This window comes from Xenorhabdus sp. NBAII XenSa04, assembly GCF_963866145.1.
GTDB lineage: Bacteria > Pseudomonadota > Gammaproteobacteria > Enterobacterales > Enterobacteriaceae > Xenorhabdus > Xenorhabdus indica.
This window is the reverse complement of sequence record NZ_CAWMEB010000323.1, coordinates 40,759-63,231: the sequence shown is the minus strand read 5'-3', so window position 1 is coordinate 63,231 and position 22,473 is coordinate 40,759. Positions and strand designations below refer to the sequence as shown.

The window sequence follows — 22,473 nt, the reverse complement described above, 5'->3', positions numbered from 1 at the left end:
ATGTCTGATTATAGCTACGAACGTAAACGCACAAATCCAATTTGGATGATACTGTTAATACTGATTGCTGTTCTTAGTACCACCATCGGGGGATATAGCTGGTGGACAATGACACAATCCAGCAATAACAGTTCAGAAAAAGCCAAAGTCATTCATACTCCGGTATTCATGGCATTGGAGCCTTTCACCGTCAATCTGATCGACAACGAAGATCATTTTGATCGTGTTTTGTATGTCGGGGTGACATTACGTCTGCCCGATGGAACAACTCGTCAGCGCTTCCATGATTATCTGCCAGAAGTTCGTAGCCGTATGCTGCTGTTACTATCCCGCCAGAAATCGACTGTTCTGGCGAAAGATGACGGCAAAGTACGTTTAGTGGAAGACATTAAACAGACACTGAGCCCGACACTGATACCCGGTGAACCTGATCAGGTGATCACCGATGTATTGTTTACTACGTTTATTCTGCGATAATCACGATGAGTGACAATATTCTTTCACAGGCAGAGATCGATGCTCTGCTCAATGGTGACAGTGCTGCTGCGGATGACGTAGAACAAATCGCGTCATCAGTGGAGAGTGAGGTTCGTCCTTACGATCCCAATACACAACGCCGTGTTGTACGTGAGCGTTTGCAGTCACTGGAAATCATCAATGCACGCTTTGCCCGCCAATTCAGGATGGGGTTGTTTAATATGCTGCGCCGCAGCCCGGATATTACTGTCGGTGCCATTAAGATCCAGCCTTATCTTGAGTTCGCCCGCAATTTGGCCGTGCCGACTAACCTTAATCTGGTTCACCTGAAACCATTGAGAGGAACTGCACTGTTCGCTTTTGAACCTAATCTGGTTTATATCGCTGTTGATAATCTGTTTGGTGGTGATGGCCGTTTCCCGACTAAAGTGGAAGGCCGTGAATTCACCTATACCGAGCAGCGTATTATCAACCGAATGCTGAAACTGGCGTTGGATGCCTATCGCGACGCATGGGATTCTATCTTTAAACTTGAAGTGGAATACGTGCGTTCCGAGATGCAGGTGAAATTCACCAATATCACAACTTCACCCAACGATATCGTGGTAACCACCCCGTTCCAGGTGGAGATTGGCGACCTGTGCGGGGAATTCAACATCTGTATTCCATTCGCCATGATCGAACCTCTGCGTGAACTCCTGACCAATCCTCCGGTGGAAAATGTGCGTCAGGAAGATGGGCAGTGGCGTGAAAGTCTGGTGAAACAAGTTCAGAACTCAGAGCTGGAACTGGTGGCGAATTTTGTTGATATCCCCTTGCGGCTGTCAAAAATTCTCCAACTGAAAAGTGGCGATGTTTTACCGATTGAAAAACCTGAACGTCTTATCGTTCACGTTGATGGTGTGCCAGTGCTCACCAGCCAATATGGAACACTTAACGGGCAGTATGCCCTGCGTGTTGAACACCTGATTAACCCTGTTTTAAATGCTCTGGATGAGGAAAAGCCCAATGAGTGATGCTAAACAACCCGCAGATACCAGATCAACTGAAGACTTGTGGGCAGAAGCGCTGGAACAACAGGCCGCACAGCAGACCTCTGACAGCGGCGCGTCAGTCTTTGAGAACCTTGAGCCGCAGGATGCGCTCTCTCAGCTCTCCGATATTGACCTGATTATGGATATTCCCGTTAAGCTCTCCGTTGAGCTAGGACGCACTAAAATGACCATCAAACAATTGCTGAAACTGTCTCAGGGTTCAGTGGTGTCACTTGATGGCCTTGCCGGTGAACCGCTGGATATCCTGATCAACGGCTATTTAATTGCACAAGGAGAAGTGGTCGTCGTATCTGACAAATACGGTATCCGTATTACAGATATCATCACGCCTTCTGAACGTATGCGTCGCTTGAGTCGTTAACCATGATGGCGAATCAGCCTGCCTTTCATGCTTCTTTTCAAAATGGTGCGGCATCAGATGTCGCACCGACTATTCCAATGACTTATTTCAATGAATTATTTCAATGACTAATGCAAAGATGCCGACGCTATGATGACCAGTACAACAACAGCCAATACGTCGATAACCAATACATCAATAGCAGGCACAGCAACAAATGCCCCTTCCCTTTCAGCTGGTCAGACATTTATGCAGATCAGCAGTGCATTGGGTGGGATCTTATTGTTGATTTTTTTCATGACATGGTTGATCCGTCGTCTGGGGCTTTCGCCTGCTAAGAACAAAAATCACCGATTGCTTAATGTCAAAGCAAGCTGCTCACTTGGGCCAAAAGAACGGGTTGTGGTGGTTGAAATCGAAGATAGTTGGCTGGTTTTGGGGGTAACATCCCAACAAATCAATGTATTACATCAACTCCCTGTATCACCCGATAACAAGGAAAAGGAAACCGGACTTAAAACACTTCCTTTCGGTCAGTTATTAAAAAATACGCTCCAGCGAAAAAGTAAACACGACAAGGATGGCGATGAAAAATAGAGTTTTTTTTATGACAGGCAATCAAAAAACAGGCCGAAAATTTGTCTCGCGCATTCATCTGATGCATCTGGCAACGGTATTTATGGCATTTTTGCTACCATTGTTTTCCATGAATGCTGCCGCGGAACTACCCGGTATCATTAGCCAGCCACTGGTCAATGGTGGACAAAGTTGGTCACTGCCGGTTCAGACCCTGATTTTCATCACCGCACTGGGGTTTATTCCCGCGGCCTTACTGATGATGACCAGCTTTACCCGCATCATTATTGTGTTAGGTTTGCTGCGTAACGCACTGGGAACACCTTCTGCTCCACCGAATCAGGTCATGTTGGGATTAGCACTGTTTATGACCTTTTTCATCATGGCTCCGGTATTTGACAAAGTTTATCAGGATGCTTATCTGCCTTTTAGCGAAGATAAAATCTCGTTGGAAGCTGCACTGGATAAAGGCTCTCAACCTGTACGCCAATTTATGCTGCGTCAGACACGGGAAAATGATTTGGCACTGTTTGCCCGCCTTGCCGATCAACAGGCATTTGAAACGGCAGATTCTGTCCCGATGCGTGTTCTGGTGCCGGCCTTCATGACCAGCGAATTGAAAACTGCGTTCCAGATTGGTTTTACGCTTTTTATCCCTTTCCTGATCATCGACTTGGTTGTAGCCAGCGTCCTGATGGCTTTGGGTATGATGATGGTTCCACCTGCCACGATATCACTACCATTCAAACTGATGTTATTTGTTCTGGTAGATGGCTGGCAATTATTGCTTGGCTCATTAGCTCAAAGTTTTTATGTCTGATTCGTTTCTCTATCTGAATTTGATGAACGTGTCAGACAAAAATATTTGGCGTTAAATATTATTGAAAAAGCTCAAGACGGTTTGAAAAATTATGACTCCTGAATCGGTAATGGCTCTCGGTGTTGAAGCAATGAAAGTCGCATTAGCGCTGGCTGCTCCGCTGCTTTTATCAGCGCTGATATGTGGTTTAGTGATCAGCTTGTTACAGGCGGCAACACAGGTAAACGAAATGACCTTATCGTTTATCCCCAAAATTCTGGCCGTTGTTGTCACTATTATTATTGCCGGGCCGTGGATGCTGAATCTGCTATTGGATTACATGCGTACACTTTTTAGCAGTATTCCAGCCATTATTGGTTAATCATGATCCCGTTTGATAGTGAAACACTTTCCCGCCTCGTCAGTGATTTTTTCTGGCCAATGGTGCGTCTTTTGGCATTGTTCAGTATTGCCCCGATTTTCAGTGAAAAACAGATGCCGATAAAAGTCAGAATTGGCCTGGCATTAGTGATCACGGCTTTATTGGTTCCAAATATTCCTTCTCCCCAAATCCCGATTTTTTCCGTTGCCGGGATTTGGGTTTTGGTACAGCAGATGCTAATTGGCATAGCTTTGGGATTAACCATACAGATTGCGTTTGCGGTGGTGCGTCATACCGGTGAAATACTTGGTTTACAAATGGGACTCTCTTTCGCCATATTTTTTGACCCTACCGGTGGCCCGAATATGCCAATCCTGGCACGTATTCTGAATATGCTGATGATGCTGTTGTTTCTGGCTTTTGATGGTCATTTATGGATATTGTCTATTCTGGCAGATACCTTTTATTCCATCCCGATTCAATCTACCCCATTGAACCCCAGAGGTTTTCTATTGCTAGCACAAAGTGCCAGTCTGATATTTATCAATGGCATGATGCTGGCAATGCCAATGATTACTCTGCTTCTGGTATTGAACTTTTCTTTAGGCATGTTGAACCGCATGACACCTCAACTTTCTGTGTTTGTGGTCGGTTTTCCCCTGACTCTGACAGTTGGTATTTTCACACTTTCCCTGTTGTTCCCGATGCTGGTGCCGTTTACTGAGCGGTTATTTGGTGAGATGTTCGATCGTCTGGCATTAATCATTAATAATATGGTGCTGTAGATATTATTTATCTGATAAGCCCGTCATTTGGCGGGATAATTTTCTCGTATTTTCCATTCCTGCTACTGTCCCAATAAATATCACAGTCACCCACTTTGCCCTGTATTTTTTCATCCAAACACCATTCAGAGCAAACACCATCCAGACATCGTCGTATCCGCATTCACGATTAATATTACCATTATAAAACTATCGACATAAGGTATTTATTTCAGTTAATTTAGTTACTGAAAGTTATAATCATGTGTGTATTTAATGTGGGAATTCCCCCACCAACCATACCCAGTTCATTCTTATCGAAGGGCAATTAAAAGAAATATTTTATTTATTTTCAAGCGGATGAAACAAACCAAAACCGAACTATTATCAAGGAGAAATGAAAATGTTACATAATAACTCTTCACATACTTCCTCAGCAGTTCGTAATAATAATTCCCTCCCCCCGCATACATACCCACTTAGTTCTCCTCAGCAAGCCGTCTGGTTTGATCAGGCCATTCACCCCGATGCTTCCCACTACAATCTCAGCCTTTTTATCTGTATCGAAGGCGATCTGAACGAAGAATTATTTGCCCGTGCCTTTGAAAAGGTTGTTTGTAGTCACGACACTCTACGTTTACGGTTTATCAACACCCACGCTTTGCCCACCCAGAAGATTATGCATTCTCTCCCTATCACCATGGATATACTCGATTTTTCATCGTATTCAGATGTTGAAAACAGAGTACAACACTACATGGATACTGAGTTTATGCGTCCATTTCAACTGAATGATGAATTGTGGCGTTCCAAGTTATTGCGGGTCAGTCATACCTGTCGGTATTGGCAGTTTTGCAGTCATCATTTGATCATTGATGGGACTGGCCTGTGCATACTACTTGACAAGGTTATTGATAACTATAACCGTTTGAAAAAAGGAGAAACACTGAATAACTCAGTTCACTCTTATCTGGATTTTATTACGGATAACCTCAATTACCTTGCTTCTGAACATTACTCACAAGATATGCAATTTTGGTTGAAGCGCTATGAAAACCTGCCTCCTCCCTTACTCCAGCACGCTAATTTCAATAACACCGATGCCAATAATATCAAGAGCCACAAACAAACTAAGCCTATTGCTTCCAAGCCTGTGATTTGGTCAATTGACCAGACACTGTTTAAACGTATTAAAAAGGCCGGCGGTAAACAGGGATTACCCCTTCTGCATTTCATGTATGCCCTTCTGGCCTGCTACTTCGCTCGAACAGTAGATGTGGATGAAATTGTTATCGGTATTCCCTTACACAATCGTAAAAATATACAACAGAAGCACACAATAGGCATGTTCGCCTCCGTACTCCCCATACGCATCACCCTTTCACCAGAAGATACATTTCGCGATGTCATACGCAAAGCCGCAGCCGAATTAAATCTTTGCTATAAGCACCGAAGCTTTCCCATCGTAGAGCTAAACCGACAAATACAACATACCCGACAAAAAGTCTCGTCTCCTCAATTATTTGATGTAACCTTATCTCTTGAACCGTTCAGCGCTAATCTGCATATGGAAGGAGAAAGTACCAACGTCAAACTCTTCGACCTACATTCTGGTGTCCCTTATCCTCTCTCTATCAGAATCAAACAATACACAAACACCGCCCGTCATGAAGATGCTGATTTCCCACTTTCTGTTGAGTTCTATTTTTCGCCTGATTACCTGAATACGAAGGAAGTTATAACGCTTCAGTCCCGCCTTGCCGTTTTGCTTGATGCCGCTCTCACTTCTCTGGAAACACCCTCCCTTACAAATACGAAAATAGTCAATCTGCCTATCCTGCCCGACATTGAACGCCAACAAGTTTTGGTGGATTTCAACGCCACCCAAACCGAATTTCCACAGGAGGCACTGATTCATCAACTGTTCGAAGCACAAGTGCAGCGCACACCAGATGCCACCGCTGTGCTCTTTGAAGAGCAATCATTGAGCTACGAAGAGCTGAATAAACGCGCCAATCGTCTGGCACATCATCTGATTGTGCTCGGTGTGCGTCCTGATGATCGGGTGGCGATTTGTGTTGAACGCAGCCTGGAAATGGTGGTGGGTTTATTAGGTATTCTCAAGGCTGGTGGCGCCTTTGTCCCCCTCGATCCAACTTATCCAGCCAAACGACTGGCATATATGTTCAATAATTCAGACCCCGTAGCGCTGGTTACTCAGAAAGCATTTATCCAGACAATTTTTACCCAGACAGAATTTACTCAGACAGAATTTACTCAGAAAACAGTGGCAGAAACGTGGAACAGTAACCTGCCAACTCTATTACTTGATACACCAGAACATTCTGTTTTGGATGAAGAATTAGAAAAAAACCCAGAAGCCCGGTCACTGGGGCTGACTTCCCGCCATCTGGCTTATGTCATTTATACCTCCGGCTCTACAGGGCAACCCAAAGGCGTCATGATAGAACATCGCAGTTTGTGTAATTATATTATTACCCGGAAAGACGTACTCACCATCACACCAGATCATCGTATCCTGCAATTTGCCTCCAACAGTTTCGATGCCTGTATGTGGGAATGTTTTATGGCACTCATGGCAGGCGCTCGCCTTTATCTTGCCAAACGGGACAACCTTCTGCCGGGTACAGCGCTGTCTGACTATTTAGAGGCACATGCGATTACTCTCGCCATCTTATCCCCCACGGTTCTGGCAACAATGAACACTGTTCCGGCAACCCTGCAAACTTTAATCCTGGGAGGGGAAGCGTGCCCGCCTACGCTGGTCAAACGCTGGGCACAAGGGCGACGGATGTTCAATGCATATGGCCCGACAGAAACCACCATTTGTGCCACTTTTTACCAATGTGACAGTCAAGAAGACAAAGCACCACCGATTGGTTATCCCATTGCTAATACCCAAATCTATATCCTTGATATTTATGGTCACCCCGTTCCGATAGGGATTGCCGGAGAGATTCATATCGCAGGTGTCGGCGTTGCCCGCGGCTATCTAAACCGTCCCGAACTCACTGTTGAACGTTTCCTCTCCAATCCGTTCTCTTCTGAGCCTGACGCCCGGATGTACAAAACCGGCGATCTGGGGCGTTGGCTACCCGATGGCAAGATTGAATATTTAGGCCGCAATGATTTTCAAATCAAACTACGTGGCTTACGCATTGAACTGGGAGAGATCGAAGCAAGATTACGGCAATGCCACGGTGTACATGAAGCTGTAGTGCTACCCTATGAAAATTTTTCCCATGAGGATCTTTCTCATCAGAATACGCCTGATGAGAATAGGCCAGCTTCAAAACATCTGGTCGCTTACTTACTACCTGAAACAGGTATTGAATTAGAACCCATGGCATTGCGGCAACAGCTTTCACAACATCTTGCCGAATACATGATACCCAGTGCCTTTGTGACACTCGATGCTTTTCCTCTGACCCCCAATGGCAAACTCAACCGTCAAGCTCTTCCGAAACCAGATCACACCGCAATCGTCGCCCGCAGTTACCAAGCACCTATAGGAGAAATCGAAATCACCCTGAGCCAAATTTGGCAAACACTGCTCGGAGTGAAACATGTCAGCCGCTACGACCACTTTTTTGAGCTTGGTGGCCACTCTTTGATAGCCGTTAGCCTGATAGAACAACTGCGCAATCTGGGATGGGTTCTTGATATCCAGATCATATTTACCAGACCAGTATTACACGAGATGGCAAACGCAATACTGTCGTCTCAGCAAGAGGCCATTCAGGGAAATATAGGGCAAGAAAAAGCAGTGGTATTCACTGTTCCGCCTAATCTCATCCCTGACGGCTGTACTACTATTACACCCGACATGCTAACTTTAGTTTCCCTGTCTCAACATGAAATTGATGCCATCGCCGCAGCTATTCCCGGAGGGGCTGCCAATATTCAAGATATCTATCCACTCACACCATTACAGGAAGGCATTTTTTTCCATTATCTGTTGCAGAAACAGGGGGATATTTATCTGTTACGCAATTTACTGTCCTTTAATTCCCGCGAACGGCTTGATACCTTTCTGGCAGCCTTACAACGGGTCATTAACCGTCATGATATTCTGCGCACTTCAATCTATTGGCAGGAATTAGCGCAACCAGTGCAGATCGTTTGGCGGCAGGTCTCTTTACACATTAATACGTTTTCAGCAAATAGCGAGCAGGAGATCTCTTCTCAACTACTGGCACACTCAGATCCCCACCAGCACCGTGTTGATATAAGTCAGGCTCCGTTAGTCTCTGCCGACATTGCCTATGATCCAGCTCAGAATGCGTGGTTACTGACACTGTGCATCCATCATTTAATCTGTGACCATATAACACTGGAGCGTATTATTGATGAAATCGGTGTATTATTACGTGGTCATTCCGAATTGCCCAATCACACCGAAAGCGGGTATCTTGACAGCCGTCATTCTGAAACATTGCCCCCAGTATTACCTTATCGTAACTTTGTTGCGCAATCCCTGCATGTATCGACTTCAACTCACGAAGCCTATTTCCACAAAGTACTTTCTGATGTCGATGCACCAACAGCCTCTTTCGAAATATTGGATCTTCATAGCGGTGAGCAGAAAAATAGCAGTAAGCAGCAAATATCGGAAACTAAACAGTCACTTGATACTGCATTGTCCAGAGCGATTCGCACACAAGCCCGACGTCAGGGGGTCAGTCCCAGTATCTTATTTCATGTTGCCTTAGCTTTGGTGCTGGCAAAAACCAGTGGGCGTGATGACGTAGTCTTTGGTACGGTATTGTTGGGGCGTATGCAGGGCAGTTCTGGCATCGATCAAGTCATGGGATTGCTTATTAATACCTTACCCATTCGGATTAGGCTTACAGAGAATAGCGTACAGACAACCCTTCAAGAGACCTACCTCAGCCTGATGAGATTGTTAGAACACGAACAGGCAACACTGACGCTGGCCCAACGCTGTAGCGGCGTTATACCACCTTTACCACTTTTCAACACCCTGCTTAACTATCGTCATAGTCAATCGGATGCCACTTTTGCTAAATTAGAAGGCACACGTCTGTTGATGCAAGAAGAGAGGATTAATTATCCCATCGGTTTGTTTGTCGATGACTGGGGTGATGAGTTTAGCCTGGTTGCCCAAACTGTACCGAACATCGATTCGGTTCGTCTGATTGGCTATATGACCACGGCCCTGGCAGGCTTGGTCAAAGTGCTGGAAACCTCACCCCAACAGCCAATTTTAGAGATTTCGATTTTGCCCGCTCGCGAGCGTCAACAGTTACTGATGGATTTCAACACAGTTCAATCCCGTCAAGACTTTTCATTGTCTCAAGATACAGCGGCGGATTTCCCACAATATGATGCACTTATTCACGAATTATTTGAAAAACAGGCACAACGCAATCCTGATGCAATTGCTGTTATTTTTGAAGAACAGTCGTTAAGTTATGCTGAATTGAACCGTCAGGCCAATCGCTTAGCACATCGTCTGATTGCCTTAGGTGTCCGTCCTGATGATCGGGTGGCAATTTGTGCTGAACGCAGTCTGGAAATGATCGTGGGATTACTCGCTATCCTTAAAGCTGGCGGTGCTTATGTTCCCCTCGATCCAAGCTATCCAGCCGAAAGGCTGACCTATATACTTGAGGATGCGGCTCCCGTTGTCTTACTCACCCAAACACCGTTAATTAACCGGCTGGTCAGCACTGTGCCTATTATTGACCTCTGCAATCTTGCATTCCTCATTACGGATATGCCAGCCAGTAACCCTGATCCTCTGCTCCTTGGTCTGACCCCACACCATCTGGCTTATGTGATTTATACTTCTGGTTCGACGGGTTTGCCAAAAGGGGTAATGAATGAGCATCGCGGGGTTGTGAATTGTTTACTCTGGGCACAGGAGACTTATCAATTCACCTCGCAGGATCGTGTCTTGCAGAAAACACCGTTCAGTTTTGATGTTTCCGTTTGGGAGCTATTTCCGCCCCTGATGTTTGGTGCTCAATTAATCCTGGCATGTCCTGATGGTCACAAAGATCCGCTCTATTTATTGTCTGAGATAGAAAGGAACAGGATTACTATCATCCACTTTGTACCTACCATGCTACAACAATTTCTCTATGCTATTCCCATCGGACGTTGTCTTTCTCTACGTCATATTTTCTGTAGTGGTGAAGCGTTTCCTTATACCTTGCAACAGAAATGTTTGTCTTACTTTACCCATTGTCAATTACATAACTTATATGGCCCGACCGAAGCTGCGATTCATGTCACCGCCTGGCAGTGTGTGCCAGATGGTTATATCGGACGAGTCCCCATTGGGCAGCCGATTACCAATATCCAAATCTATCTTCTTGATCGTCATGGGGAGCCGGTTCCAATTGGTGTTACCGGTGAAATTTATATCGGTGGAGTCGGTGTTGCCCGCGGTTATCTGAACCGCCCAGAACTGACAACTGAACACTTTATTGCTGATCCTTTTTCTTCAGCCCCTGATGCCCGCCTATACAAAAGTGGTGATCTGGCTCGCTGGTTACCTGACGGTAATATTGAATACCTTGGCCGGAATGATTTTCAGGTCAAAATACGCGGTTTCCGTGTCGAACTTGGCGAAATTGAGGCCAGACTAGCGCAATGTCACGATGTGCGCGAAGCCGTTGTACTTGCTCAAGAAGATACTTCTTATGAAAAAACAGGGGGTGAAAAAACAGGAAGTGAAAAAAGTCTGGTTGCTTATCTACTCGCTAAACCAAATGCGATACTGGTGCCGGCAGAACTACGCCGGCAACTTGCGCAATACCTTGCCGAATATATGCTACCCTGCGCTTTTGTGACGCTTGATGCCTTTCCGTTAACACCTAATGGCAAACTCAATCGTCAGGCACTGCCAATACCAACGCAGATGGCACGGGTGACCCGTAATTATGCAGCGCCCATCGGAAGTATGGAAACGGAATTGGCCGAAATTTGGCAAGAACTGCTGAAATTGGAACAAGTTAGTCGTCATGACCATTTCTTTGAACTCGGTGGTCACTCCCTGCTAGCTATCCAACTTGCTGCACGAATACGCCAGAAACTGGCGCGGGAATTGCATTTACAACAACTCTTTTCCCACCCGGTTCTGGCCGATTTAGCAACCGTGCTTATCGACACCCCGGTGACAAACCAAGTCATTATTCCTGTGACTGATCGTAGTCAACCTTTACCGCTCTCTTTCTCTCAACAACGCTTATGGTTCATCACCCATCTCAATACCAAAACCAATCTGGCCTATCACATCCCGCTGGCTCTGCATCTCAGCGGACATCTCGATCAGGCTGCGCTTAAGACTGCGCTTGATCATCTCGTCAGCCGACATGAAAGTTTACGTACCCGTTTTGTCCTGATTAATGAACAGCCTTACCAATATATTGATAGTGCAGATATTGGTTTTTCCCTGGCCTATCAAGATCTGCGCAGCTTAGACGAAACATCTCGCATGATCCGTATTAACCAATTGGCAGAACTCGAAACTCAAACGCCGTTTGACTTTGCTAATGAGCCAATGATCCGAAGCCAATTACTGCAACTATCTGATGAAGAACATGTATTGCTTCTGACGCAACATCACATCATTACCGATGGCTGGTCGGTAGGGATACTGCTTCGGGAACTCAGCACTCTTTACCGTTCCGCACTGGGAAAATATAGCGCTCCTTTACCTCACCTCCCCATCCAATACCCGGACTATGCCGTCTGGCAACAGAAATGGTTACAAGGTGTGGTCTTCACCACACAACGGGATTTCTGGCAAAAACAACTTCAGGATGCACCGGCATTGCTTGATCTTCCTACAGATTATCCACGCCCGCCGGAACAACGATACACTGGCAGTCACGTCCCTGTTCATCTGAATGCTGACTTACTGTCTGCTCTCAAAGCGCTCGGACAGCGTCAAAACACGACGTTATTTATGACGCTGCTTGCGGCCTGGGGGATCGTACTTGCCCGTTTAAGCGGACAGGATGATATTGTCATCGGCACACCTGTCGCTAACCGTTCGCAGAGTGAACTTGAAGGATTGATTGGCTTTTTTGTCAATACCCTGCCTTTGCGCGTTGAGTTGAAATCGTGCGATTCTGTGGCCAATCTGCTCACCCACGTCCGTGAACGTGCACTGGCAGCTTATGCACATCAAGACTTGCCTTTTGAACAATTAGTGGAAATTCTGCAACCTGAACGCAGCCTGAGCTACAACCCAATTTTTCAGGTTATGTTGGCCCTGAACAATATTTCCACTCAGTCTCTTGAATTACCAGGTTTATCTGTTTCACCAATAGAACAGCCACATCGCAGTGCGTATTTTGACCTGACATTGTCATTGTCCGAAACATTGGATGGCCTCAGTGGTTATCTGGAATACGCTTCGGATTTGTTCGAGCACACGACCGCTGAACGCATGGTCGGTTATCTCATCAATGTACTAGCGGCTATGGCAAGCGATGAAACACAAGCCATTGACCGCCTGCCGATGTTATCTGCTGAGGAGCGCCAACAATTACTGGTGGATTTCAATACTCCTCAAACCTGTCAAGATGCCAGGGTCAACTTGCCGGATAATACGTTGATTCATCAACTATTCGAAGCACAAGTACAACACACACCAAACGCAACAGCAGTGATCTTTGAAGGCCAATCTTTGAGTTATCATGAACTTAACTGCCGCGCCAATCAACTGGCACATGGGCTGATTGCTCTTGGTATTCGCCCCGATGATCGTGTCGCCATTCATGTTGAACGGGGTTTAGACATGATTATCGGCCTATTCGGGATTTTAAAAGCCGGTGCCGGTTATATTCCACTTGATCCAGAATACCCCACCGAACGGCTGGTTTATCAGTTATCGGACTGCAAGCCAGTAATATTGTTGACCCAGAAGCAATTACAGACACGTTTGCCAATACAGGATATCCCCATCTGGCTGCTGGACGACAAGATTCACCAAGACAACATGCAAAAACTGCCTGCCTATGATCCTGATAGCCAGCAAATGGGGATCAAGCCGCACCACTTGGCTTATATCATTTACACCTCTGGTTCAACCGGAAATCCAAAAGGTGTTATGTTGGAACATCACAATGTTGTTAGCCTTATCCATGCTCAATGTCAGGTGAGTGAGCCTCACTTGGGCGATCGAGTCTTGCAGTTTGTGACCTTCGCGTTTGACATTTCAGTGTCAGATATTTTTCCTACTTTGGCCTCAGGTGCCACACTGGTTCTGCGCCCACCCTATATCAAAATACCGGATGTCACCTTTGTCGATTTCTTGTGCGAACAGAAAATAACCATCATCAATATCCCGACCGCCTTCTGGCACCATTGGGTACAAGAAATGATAGTCAGACGCAGTGGTTTCAGCCCCTACCTGCGCATCATTATTGTTGGAGGTGACAAAGTAGAGCACCGCTATTTAATGGACTGGCTATCGTACCCGGAAACACAATTCTGCCGTTGGATCAATGCCTATGGCCCCACCGAAATAACCGTTACTGCAACGACTATGCCGATAAACCATATGCTAATAAACAAGGACATAGCAACAGACAAAATCACCAACAACATTCCGATTGGGCGCCCATTGGCTAATACTCGTGTCTATATTCTGGATGTACTTGGTCAGCCAGTTCCTATCGGCGTCAGTGGAGAAATTTATATCGGAGGCATGGGAGTCGCCAGGGGTTATTCAAATCAACCAGCGCTGACAGCAGAGAAATTTGTTGTTGACCCTTTTAGTGAACACCCCAACGCACGCATGTATAAAACCGGTGATCTGGCTCGCTGGCGATCTGACGGCAATATCGAATACCTCGGTCGTAATGATTTTCAAGTCAAGATCCGCGGATTTCGTATTGAACTGGGAGAAATCGAAACCAGATTGCTACAATGTCAGGGCGTACGGGAAGCTGTTGTACTTGCCCGCGAAGATGCGTCTTATACAAAAACAGGTGGTGATAAACGCCTTGTTGCTTATCTGATCGCCGAACCCAATACAAAACTTGTGCCCGCAGAACTGCGCCAGCAACTTGCACAATATCTTGCTGATTATATGCTGCCCAGTGCATTTGTGATACTGGATGCTTTTCCGTTGGCTCCCAATGGCAAACTCAACCGTCAGGCCCTGCCGATGCCGGATCAGTCATCAATCGTGACTCATGCTTATGAAACACCGCTCGGTGAAAAAGAAAAAGTTCTGGTGGAGGTCTGGCAAACATTATTAGGGGTGGAAAAAGTTGGTCGTTATGACCATTTCTTTGAACTGGGCGGTCATTCTCTGATGATTATCAATCTGATCGAACGACTGCGCAGCCGGGGCTGGAGCCTTGATATGCGCACTGTGTTTGTCACTCCGATATTGGCTGAAATGGCAAAAGTCATGCAGGATATTAAAAATAATGCAGCCACATCCTCTACGCCCGCTATACCACCTAATCTGATCCCTGATAACTGCACCGCCATTACTCCTGAAATGCTGCCACTGGTTTCTCTGACACAACCCGAAATTGATACTATCGCCGCCGCCATTCCCGCTGGCATCACCAATATTCAGGATATCTACCCACTCGCACCATTACAGGAAGGTATGTTGTTCCACCATCTGATGCAAACACAAGGAGACGTTTATCTGTTACAGACTTTGTTTGCATTCGACACCCGCGAACGCCTTGATGCTTTTCTGGCGGCCTTGCAACAGCTCATTAACCGCCACGATATTCTGCGCACAGCTATCTGTTGGGAGGGTTTAACACAACCCGTACAAGTTGTCTGGCGTCAGGCTTCCCTGCCTATCAACACTTTTGTGCCAGACGGTGATAAAGATATTTCTTCCCAATTGCTGGCGCATACCGCCCCACGCCAGCGCCGTCTTGATATAAGCCAGGCACCGCTATTCTCTGCCGATATTGTCTATGATCCGCATCAGGGTGAATGGTTACTGGCTTTCTGCTGCCACCATATCCTTAATGATCATATGTCGCTGGATATTATCGTCGCTGAAATCAAAGAACTTCTGCACCCGCGTACCAAATTGTTACCTCCTGCACTGCCTTATCGTCACTTTATCGCTCAGTCTTTATGCGTACCGATATCAGATCACGAAACCTTTTTCCGTGAAATGCTCGCCGATGTGGATACACCCACTGTGCCTTTCGGAATAGTGGATATCTACCGTGAAAATAGGCAGATAACCGAAGTCATCAAGCCACTTAACGCCACCCTATCCAGAGCTATCCGCAAACAGGCGCGTCGTCAGGGAGTCAGTCCCGGAGTATTGTTCCATGTCGCGCTAGCACAAGTTCTGGCAAAAATAAGCGGGCGAGATGATGTCATTTTCGGGACAGTCTTGCTCGGACGCATGCAAGGAAATGCTGATATTGATCAGATCCTGGGGCTGTTTATCAATACCCTGCCTGTACGCATCCGACTTGCAGGCAACAACGCACAGGAAACTGTGCAAGCGGCTTACCACAGTCTGACGCAGTTACTTGAGCACGAACAGGCACCACTGGCGCTGGCTCAGCGCTGTAGTGGTATAACACCGCCTCTGCCACTGTTTAATACACTGCTTAACTATCGCCATAGCCAATCAAACCTTACCAACACCCTATGGGAAGGCATACGTCTAGTGACAGGGCAGGAAAGAACTAATTACCCTCTCTATTTAGCAATAGATGATTTGGGTAGAAGTTTCCTGTTGACGGCCCAGACTGTATCGGGAATCGATCCGGCGCACTTGATTGCCTGCATGACAACGGCCCTAACAGATCTGGTAAAAGTATTGGAAAATGAACCTCATAAACCAATCATGGATATTTCTATTTCGTCTGATAAAGAACGCCAACAATTACTGGCGGATTTTAATACTGTTCAGGCTGGCTTAGCACAAGATTTACTGATACCAGATCAATCTACCATTGCAACTTCCGGCTATTCCGACTATAAAGCGCCGATCGGTGAGGTAGAAATTGCACTGGCTGAAATATGGCAAAAGTTGCTGAAACTGGAACAGGTAGGCCGCCATGATAATTTCTTCACGTTGGGAGGCCACTCATTGATAGCGATACAAGTGTTAGCCCGTATACGTGAACAAAACATGGAGATCCCACTAGCAACGTTGTTTACTCATCCCACATTATGTGAACTGGCTAAGGCCATAAACCAAAATCACTCAACCGAATTTAATAGTTCAAACTGTAATCATTAACTGAAATAAAAATTCATCGGCTCCACAATCTGTCTATAAAATCTGTCTATAAACTGTGGAGCCACTTCTCAATTCGTTATCTAACAGCGACCTCTAATGAAAATTAGGTTGACCATTGGACGCTGTTACCCCACCATCCACTGGCAAGTTCACACCATTGATGAAACTGGCATCTTCACTCGCCAAAAACGCAATGGCGGCGGCTACTTCATGCGGCTGCCCTGGCCGTTTCAACGAAATACGGCTATCGAAAGACCTAAGAGTTTCCTCGTCAAGACCCTCGACCATCGGGGTTAATACTAAACCTGGGCAAACAGCATTGACACGAACACCTTGTGAACCATAATCCAGCGCCATAGCACGGGTGAGATTAACGACAGCGCCTTTTGACGCACAATAGTGAACGCTACCCCAATCACCTCCTAAGCCAGATATGGATGCATTATTAACAATACATCCTTTACTTTTCAGCAAATGAGGTAAAGCAAAATAGCTACAATTAAGCACGCCATTGAAATTCGTCGCTAATACCGCATTACTCTCTTCTTCTGAGATATTCAATAAATCGCCGACTGCATACAACCCTGCATTGTTCACCAGAATATCGATCCGGCCAAAATGCCTGACCGTTTCATCAACCATATTTCTGACTGATTCCCGATCTGTAACATCAGTCTGGACCACCAACGCTTTTTTTGATGATAGTTCACTGAAAACACGATGAAGTTTATCAGTATCCCGTCCTGCTAATACAACAATGGCACCCTCTTGCGAAAAACGTTTCGCTGTAGCCTCCCCCATACCACTTCCTGCGCCAGTAATAATGACAACCTTATCCTCAAACCGAACCATGTTATTACCCTCATTGATGTAATTTCAACGCTCGTTATAGATCCAGAGATAGCAATATTCTTGATCCCATTCTTCCTGACTGGAATTTATTTGCCAGTGAGCATTGCGTATTTCAGATATTGATTGAGATATGGAAACTGATTTATTCAAGATAGATATTATCTTATCGCCAGAAAATGTATTTTAAAATTTATAAAAAACAAGAAATGATTAACTATCATATCCTCCAGAATATAATTTGTTAATTACCTTACTATTTCCTTTTTTATGCCTGATTGACTATTAATTATTCAACAAAAGATTCATCAATATTTTTTCAGTGAAATTGGACAACGATATTACAAGCATCATTCTTCCCACAACTAAATCTGAGCCAATTAAACATAAGTCATATATCATCTTGTTTTTTCTAATAAAATAATGCATTATCCTAGTTTTGTAGTTTAGTAGGTAATAAAAAGTGAAAATGAAATCATTATGCATCTCCGCAATCACAGCCTTTGCAATTATCATCAGTGGATGCCAATCCAATGCGGATTCCTTTGCAGCAGATGTTTATGACACAACTCAATTAAACGAAAAACAAGAAACAAAGACAATCAATATCATTTCTGTTCTTCCTGCCAAAATCGTTGTAGAAAACAACACGAATAAACAAGCAGCTCAAACATTTGGTGCCATTCTTGGTGCTGTGGCTGGCGGTGTTGTGGGTTATAACGCAGGTCCCGGTTCCAGAGCAGGTATTGCCGCAGGTGCAATCGGGGGTGGCGCGCTTGGTGCAGCAGCAGGATCAATGGTAGATGATAAAGTTATCGTTGAAGGTGTCTCTCTTACCTATAAAGAAAACACTAAAATTTACACCTCAACTCAAGTTGGGCGCACATGCCAATTCACACCAGGGCTAGCCGTAGTCATTTCAACCAAAACAAATGAAACACGCGTTCAGCCTAATGCTACGTGCCAAGATAAAAAATAAGCAGGTGAATCATGATTAAAAAAATTCTTATCGCATCTTTACTGATCACACTATCCACTCCTGTATTTGCTTCATCTCTTCAAAGCCAGCTTTCTGCCATTGCTCAGGCAGAAAGTGAAGGTAAAGCAGAAGAACAAAAACAACAGGCCGAAAAAAAAGCTCAATTAGAAAGAGCAGCCAGAGTGGAAAGAGAAAGAAAGCAAAGAGAAGCGGCTGCCAGAGCAGAGAAAATCAGAAAGCAAGAAGCGACCCGAGAAGCTGAAAAACAAAGAGTACTGGCTGAAGCAACAGCAGATAAGAAACGGGAGCAGGCTTATGAAGATGAGCTACGTAAACTTGATATAGAGATGAAAAAACTTGAACTAGAGAAACGTTCAGCCAGAGCAAAGCGTGAAAATGAGTTCATTGATCATAAACAAATCAATAAATTATAATATATTGTTAACCGAATAACCTCAGCACACCTATCTACCTGAACACTTCCAGGGGAAATACCATTCAATATAACACATAGCAATGGACTTTATGCTCGTTAGATAGGTAAAGTTTAGGGTCACGGGTAAGGATAAAAAGGAACTACTATCACCATAGGGCAGAAATCTGCCCTTTTAATATACGGGATTATCTCGAACCCAAAATCTGCGCTATACAGGAAATTAGGCATAAAAATAGAAATTTAAGACTTAGAAATAATTAAACTCTAATTATCCTTCAAAATTAAAAACTATTTCTACCCTTCCCTTGTCTCCATTGGCAACGCTGAACGCGACTTCCTTGTTTAAACAATCGAACATATAAAGATGGCCTACGCCATTGTCTTTACTACACTTTGCACTTTTTATGGGGCAATTACTCTCAATTTGCCAATACCAACCAATGTTGTTCCATACCCATTTCGGCCAAAGAATCCATTTCAAATCGCAAGCTCCGGGACTGTCAGGGCTTGCTCTAACTCCATAATTTACTTTCCAATCTATTTCCCTCCATTGAAACACTGTACAAGCTTGTGTTTCAATAGGCATAGAGACTTTTGATATATTTGAATGTACAGGTGGAAAAATGATTATTTGATCTGAGCCAGCATTAGACATGCACCAATTATTCTTTTTCACAATATAAATATTATTAGATGTACTGGATGATTCGTTTATAAAATCTATATCAGCCTTGTGGCTAGCCATAGCTGGCTTTGTTATTAAAGATAAGGCCATTAAAACGATACTAAATAAAATTTTCATATTTCCCCCTTTTAATGAAATCATTCAAAATAAGCATTACTATTACTCATCATTAATGGAATTCTAAAATGATAACTGCTATATCATATAAGCTATTCACCTATCCGCTTTAGTATAAATAATCCCCTGTGATAAATGTAACTCAAAAATCGACAGGCTATTGAGGTGGTTAATATACTCTCGCTGATAAACAGAACGAATATATCAACGAGTGATAATGATTGAATGAATTTATTACCTTTGTGTGTGGGGGTACAAGTGGGGAAAAATCACATCTATAAATATGTAAGAATGCAAGTTATAACAATTAATAAATCATCCTTTTAAAATTCAACACTCATACTGAGTATCTTATTAAATAAGATATTTAAAGCATATTATCTATTGATCTTTTTAACAAAAAAGTTAGTTTCTATTATGTGTGAAAAATACCGCTCTTATATAAATTAGGCTATAGGGAAAAAACACTAAAGGAGATCTTAATGATAGATAAAAAATTATCTCTTTCTGAAAAAATATATCCTCTGTGGGGAAATAATAACGCTCCATTATTAATCGTCCTTGGTCAATCAAACAGTTAGGGTCATGGTACTGAATTAACATCAGATGAAGCAATTATTCAGGGTTTAGAAAACGTATTTACCTTATCCCTGCCAGAAGTTTATAGCGTTAATTTTTCCACCAGAAATGCCCCAAACTACAATGGCATAGCCACTCAATTTGGCGTATTTACCTCCGATGATATGCATTACAACGGAGAAACCCAGAAATGGTTTGCTCAGCAGGAATGGGAACGAATTTTAGCTGGTTATCAGGGTATTGAATTGTGAAGTATATGGAATCTCTTGAAATCCATAGGGTATATACCGCCTATATGTCAACACCAAACTTCTGCTGAACGACTCTTTTTCCCTGCTCTGTCAATTTCAGCTCACGGCTATCTAATTGTCTGACAGCCCACTTTTTTTGCAGAAAAGTTTTAAGCAAAGAAGCACCCAGAAAACCACTCAGATGAAAATACCGTTCACTCCAATCCAGACAAGCACAGGCAAATTTTCGCCTTGAAACTGTTTCCATATCGCAGCACACACCAAGAGAAAATAAAAACACTTTTCCTTGCAGTGTCAATTTATAGTCATCAGTTATCCAAAGATTAGAAAGCAAACTATTGTGAATTTTTACTGCCACCTCTCCTGCCATATGGTCATAACAAGTTCGGAAAAAGCGCAGTGATTTTGGTGTGGAAATTTTGATAGTGCCTATATCTTCGCTATTAGCAAAACACATCATGTTTTCCAGTAATACAGCGACGTCTTCACTGTGAATTTTAAAATAATATTCGGATACGAGTGCGATCTGCCAATAAAGCTGCAGAAGATATGCAAGAAACACAAGGCCATATCACCCGCTGGAAAACTCATGTCACTCAGTTAAACACAATGCTGGCCCCCGGCAATCATATGACCATGTTGTCTATGCCGAATGTTAAAACATTTATTGATGAGCTATGGCTAAAGCAGGGTTAAAGACAGAGTAAAACTACCCTATCATATTTCGATGATCACCGAAGTGGCCACAAAATCTGTAAGGTATCATGGCATTTTCTATCCTTCAGAGGAGCAATCATGTTAGCTGTCATATTTGAAGTCGAAATCGCAGAAAACCAAAGTGAACGTTACTTTGATGCCGCAGCCACACTCAGGCCACTATTAAATACCATTCCGGGGTTTATTTCCGTAGAACGTTTCCAAAGCCTCAACAATAAGAAAAGACCCAATGGATTTCAAGCTGCATCGCGGCGGCAAGGGAACGAATCCCTGGAAGCATAGATAACTATGTGACCGGGGTGAGTGAGTGCAGTCAACAAAGAGGCAACTTGAAAGACAAAGGGTATAAATAGCTTTCATTATCATATTGGCATAATAAAGAGTCCATTAAACAGTGGCAAAATACTGACCAACACCGGGAAGCACAAACGTCAGGGCGCAACGGTATATTTGCAGATTATCGATTAAGCGTTACAGCCATTATTCGTCACTATGGAATGCATGAACGGGAGGAAAACTAAAAGAAGATTAAAAAGTATTTTGGTTGTTATTTATTGGGAGATAAATTCCCGTCATCTCCCAATAAATAACCATTTTTAGGTAATTAGACTGATTAAAGGGCATATCAAAGATTAGTATGTCGCGAATGAACACCCAATAAATCGACCAAAGAACATCCAATACCAATATCCCATTGAAAATCCTGTAACCAGTACATAACTGATCGATTTTAACTTACACAATGAAAATGCTTTGATACCTTTCACTGCAAATACCAGCATAAATGGCAATAGAAAAAAAAGACATAATGGTGCTGTCAATATCCTGTCATCATTGATAACAAAAGAACTGACCACATCACAAACGGTATTGATCCCTTCTTCCCCGATCGTCCACTCAAAATCAACCGTTGACAAACATCCTATCAATGTAGTACTGAACAAAATAAAGGTGATACAGGCGAGTATATTTATAATTTTCATGCTCATTTATTTTTCTCATCTATTTATAAGGCATAAGACGAGATTTAATCCTTTCTTAAGCTCATTAAATTAAATCTGAAACGTTTATATCAAAAAACTTAATACGGCATTCTCTCGGCCTGCCAAAGATCAGATCTTGATCACAAGATAAGATAATATGATGAATAGAAAAACCAGGATTTGTCAGAGGCGAAAAATTTAATACACCCTAAGAGGTATAATAAATTCAGGCTATTA

The 22,473-nt window shown here is 43.8% G+C and carries 15 protein-coding genes and 1 pseudogene; 12 read left to right on the top strand and 4 right to left on the bottom strand.

Annotated features, from left to right (window positions below):
• The 8 genes from fliL (at position 1) to AAC147_RS11525 (ending at position 16,640) form a co-directional block, all read left to right on the top strand.
• Positions 1-477 carry a flagellar basal body-associated protein FliL gene (gene fliL / locus AAC147_RS11560; protein ID WP_047681177.1) on the top strand — a complete coding sequence of 159 codons (477 nt, stop codon included), beginning with the start codon at positions 1-3 and terminating at the stop codon, positions 475-477.
• A gap of 5 nt (positions 478-482) precedes the next feature.
• On the top strand, positions 483-1,493 hold the full coding sequence (gene fliM / locus AAC147_RS11555; protein WP_047681175.1) for a flagellar motor switch protein FliM: 1,011 nt from the start codon (positions 483-485) through the stop codon (positions 1,491-1,493).
• Positions 1,486-1,893, top strand: coding sequence for a flagellar motor switch protein FliN (gene fliN, locus AAC147_RS11550; RefSeq protein ID WP_047681173.1), 408 nt, complete (start codon positions 1,486-1,488; stop codon positions 1,891-1,893). Before fliM ends, fliN begins: the two co-directional genes overlap by 8 nt.
• A 129-nt stretch (positions 1,894-2,022) precedes the next feature.
• Positions 2,023-2,469: a flagellar biosynthetic protein FliO gene (gene fliO / locus AAC147_RS11545; RefSeq protein WP_047681170.1), complete on the top strand. Its 447-nt coding sequence runs from the start codon at positions 2,023-2,025 to the stop codon at positions 2,467-2,469.
• An 82-nt stretch (positions 2,470-2,551) separates the two neighbouring features.
• Positions 2,552-3,268 carry a flagellar type III secretion system pore protein FliP gene (gene fliP, locus AAC147_RS11540; RefSeq protein WP_156115353.1) on the top strand — a complete coding sequence of 239 codons (717 nt, stop codon included), beginning with the start codon at positions 2,552-2,554 and terminating at the stop codon, positions 3,266-3,268.
• A 91-nt stretch (positions 3,269-3,359) separates the two neighbouring features.
• Positions 3,360-3,629, top strand: a complete 270-nt coding sequence (fliQ, locus tag AAC147_RS11535) for a flagellar biosynthesis protein FliQ (RefSeq protein ID WP_038262736.1) — start codon at positions 3,360-3,362, stop codon at positions 3,627-3,629.
• A gap of 2 nt (positions 3,630-3,631) precedes the next feature.
• Positions 3,632-4,414: a flagellar biosynthetic protein FliR gene (fliR, locus tag AAC147_RS11530; RefSeq protein ID WP_047681167.1), complete on the top strand. Its 783-nt coding sequence runs from the start codon at positions 3,632-3,634 to the stop codon at positions 4,412-4,414.
• Between the two features lie 382 nt (positions 4,415-4,796).
• A complete protein-coding gene (locus tag AAC147_RS11525) occupies positions 4,797-16,640 on the top strand; it encodes a non-ribosomal peptide synthetase (RefSeq protein ID WP_052189507.1) in 11,844 nt (3,947 codons plus the stop codon).
• Between the two features lie 93 nt (positions 16,641-16,733).
• On the opposite strand, the gene AAC147_RS11520 is transcribed toward AAC147_RS11525, so the two are convergent.
• Entirely contained in the window at positions 16,734-17,492 is a 759-nt protein-coding gene (locus tag AAC147_RS11520) for an SDR family NAD(P)-dependent oxidoreductase (protein ID WP_047681165.1), read from the bottom strand.
• A gap of 466 nt (positions 17,493-17,958) precedes the next feature.
• Between AAC147_RS11520 and AAC147_RS11515 the strand changes: the two genes are divergently transcribed.
• A complete protein-coding gene (locus AAC147_RS11515) occupies positions 17,959-18,468 on the top strand; it encodes a hypothetical protein (RefSeq protein WP_052189511.1) in 510 nt (169 codons plus the stop codon).
• Between the two features lie 11 nt (positions 18,469-18,479).
• Positions 18,480-18,896: pseudogene (locus tag AAC147_RS11510) on the top strand (DUF5384 family protein); the annotation flags it as partial.
• 276 nt (positions 18,897-19,172) lie between these two features.
• Here AAC147_RS11510 and AAC147_RS11505 read toward each other — a convergent pair.
• Positions 19,173-19,706 (bottom strand): hypothetical protein, encoded by a 534-nt coding sequence (locus tag AAC147_RS11505; protein WP_047681162.1) that lies wholly within the window; start codon positions 19,704-19,706, stop codon positions 19,173-19,175.
• Between the two features lie 870 nt (positions 19,707-20,576).
• Entirely contained in the window at positions 20,577-21,098 is a 522-nt protein-coding gene (locus tag AAC147_RS11500; protein ID WP_197056374.1) for a transcriptional regulator, read from the bottom strand.
• On the opposite strand from AAC147_RS11500, the gene AAC147_RS11495 reads away from it, so the two are divergent.
• Positions 21,086-21,232, top strand: a complete 147-nt coding sequence (locus AAC147_RS11495; RefSeq protein WP_156115352.1) for a hypothetical protein — start codon at positions 21,086-21,088, stop codon at positions 21,230-21,232. The genes AAC147_RS11500 and AAC147_RS11495 overlap by 13 nt on opposite strands.
• Positions 21,233-21,331: 99 nt before the next feature.
• Positions 21,332-21,535, top strand: coding sequence for an antibiotic biosynthesis monooxygenase family protein (locus tag AAC147_RS11490; protein WP_187649876.1), 204 nt, complete (start codon positions 21,332-21,334; stop codon positions 21,533-21,535).
• A gap of 350 nt (positions 21,536-21,885) precedes the next feature.
• Here the strand turns inward: AAC147_RS11490 and AAC147_RS11485 are convergent, their stop codons facing one another.
• Complete coding sequence (locus tag AAC147_RS11485; protein ID WP_047681159.1) at positions 21,886-22,242, bottom strand: DUF2645 family protein; 357 nt, start codon at positions 22,240-22,242, stop codon at positions 21,886-21,888.
• Positions 22,243-22,473 lie beyond the last annotated feature (231 nt).